This window comes from Cellulomonas sp. P4_B5_2 (genome assembly GCF_056402235.1).
Map to the genome: position 1 here is coordinate 1 of NZ_JBFUHU010000501.1, position 1,580 is coordinate 1,580.

The window sequence follows — 1,580 nt, forward strand, 5'->3', positions numbered from 1 at the left end:
GCGCAGTCCGGGTCGACCTCGGGCGAGGCCCGTGCCGGCGAGGAGGTGATCGACCACGCCCTGCTGTACGGCGTCGAGCGCGCGGTCGCCGCCGTCCGGGGCCGCGAGCTGTTCGACCAGCTCGAGCTCGACGGCCTGTGGGACCGCAAGTGCTCCTCGCTGTCCGGCGGCCAGCGCCGCCGGCTCGACATCGCCATGGGCCTGATCCACACCCCCCGGCTCGTGTTCCTCGACGAGCCGACCACGGGCCTCGACCCGCAGGCGCGCGCCAACCTCTGGACGCACGTGCGCGGGCTGCGCGACGAGCGCGGCAGCACGGTGTTCCTCACCACGCACTACCTGGACGAGGCCGACGCCCTGTGCGACCGCATCCTCGTCATCGACCACGGCGCGATCGTCGCGGAGGGCTCCCCCGAGGAGCTCAAGCAGCGGGTGAGCGGTGACGCGGTCCTGCTCAGTGCGTCGCAGGCCACCGACGTCACCCGCATCGCGGCCGTCGCCGCGCAGCTGCCCGGCGCGGACGTGCCGACGATCGACGGCTCGCTGGTCGAGGTCCGGGTGCCGCAGGGCCGCACGCTGCTCGCCGGTCTGCTCCGCTCGCTCGACGCGGAGGGCCTCGAGCTGGACGGCGTCGAGCTGCGCCGTCCGACGCTCGACGACGTCTTCCTCACCCTCACGGGTCGCTCCCTGCGCGACGGCGAGAGCGCGACCGAGTCCACCGACGGAGCCGCAGCATGAGCACCACCACCTCCTCCCCGCGCACGTTCACCGACGAGCAGTCCGGCCGCAGCACGTTCGTCCGCGACACCCTCACGGTGTTCCGCCGTGCCATGCGCATCTCGCTGCGCAACCCCGTGTGGTCCGTCATGGGCCTGCTCCAGCCGGTGCTCTACCTCTCGCTGTTCGGACCGCTGCTGGAGCCGCTGGCGCCCCAGCTGGGTGCGACCAACGCCTACCAGCTGTTCGTCCCCGGGCTGCTGGTGCAGCTCGGCATGTTCGGCGCGCTGTTCGTCGGCTTCGGGCTGATCGGCGAGTGGCGCGACGGCGTCATCGAGGCCGAGCGTGTGAGCCCCGCACCCCGGTCCGCGCTCGTGCTCGGCCGGGTGCTGCGGGACGTCATCGTCGTCGCGGTGCAGGGCGTCGTGCTCGTGTCCGTGGCGTTCCTGTTCGGGCTCGAGGCGCCGTTCTGGGGCATCGTGCTCGGCATCGTCACCGCCGCGCTGCTCGCGGCCGCGTTCGCGTCGGCGTCCTACGCGGTCGCGCTCACCCTCAAGAGCGAGGATGCGCTCGCGCCCCTGATGAACGGCGTCGCGCTGCCCCTGCTGCTGCTGTCGGGCATCCTGCTGCCCATCACGGCGGCGTCGGCGCCGGCGTGGCTCAACACGCTGTCCAACCTCAACCCGATCAAGCACGTGGTGTCCGGCATCCGCGCGCAGTTCGACGGCGACATCGGCAGCGCGACGGCCCTGTGGGGCTCGGTGCTGACGATCGTGCTCGCCGGCCTCGGGCTCTGGTTCGGCGCCCGGACCTTCAGGCGCGAGGACGGCTGAGACGACGACGGCCGCGCTCCTGGCAGGGAG

The 1,580-nt window shown here is 72.8% G+C and carries 2 protein-coding genes; both read left to right on the forward strand.

The window, feature by feature from the left end; translation table 11 throughout:
* On the forward strand, positions 1-738 hold a 738-nt coding region (locus AC1DUQ_RS21640; RefSeq protein ID WP_477074627.1), incomplete at its 5' end, for an ATP-binding cassette domain-containing protein.
* Positions 735-1,550, forward strand: coding sequence for an ABC transporter permease (locus tag AC1DUQ_RS21645; RefSeq protein WP_477062906.1), 816 nt, complete (start codon positions 735-737; stop codon positions 1,548-1,550). The genes AC1DUQ_RS21640 and AC1DUQ_RS21645, both read left to right, overlap by 4 nt.
* Positions 1,551-1,580 lie beyond the last annotated feature (30 nt).

Coding starts and splice junctions, on each gene's coding strand:
- AC1DUQ_RS21645 (WP_477062906.1), top strand. CDS start 735: ATGAGCACCACCACCTCCTCCCCGCGCACGTTCACCGACGAGCAGTCC.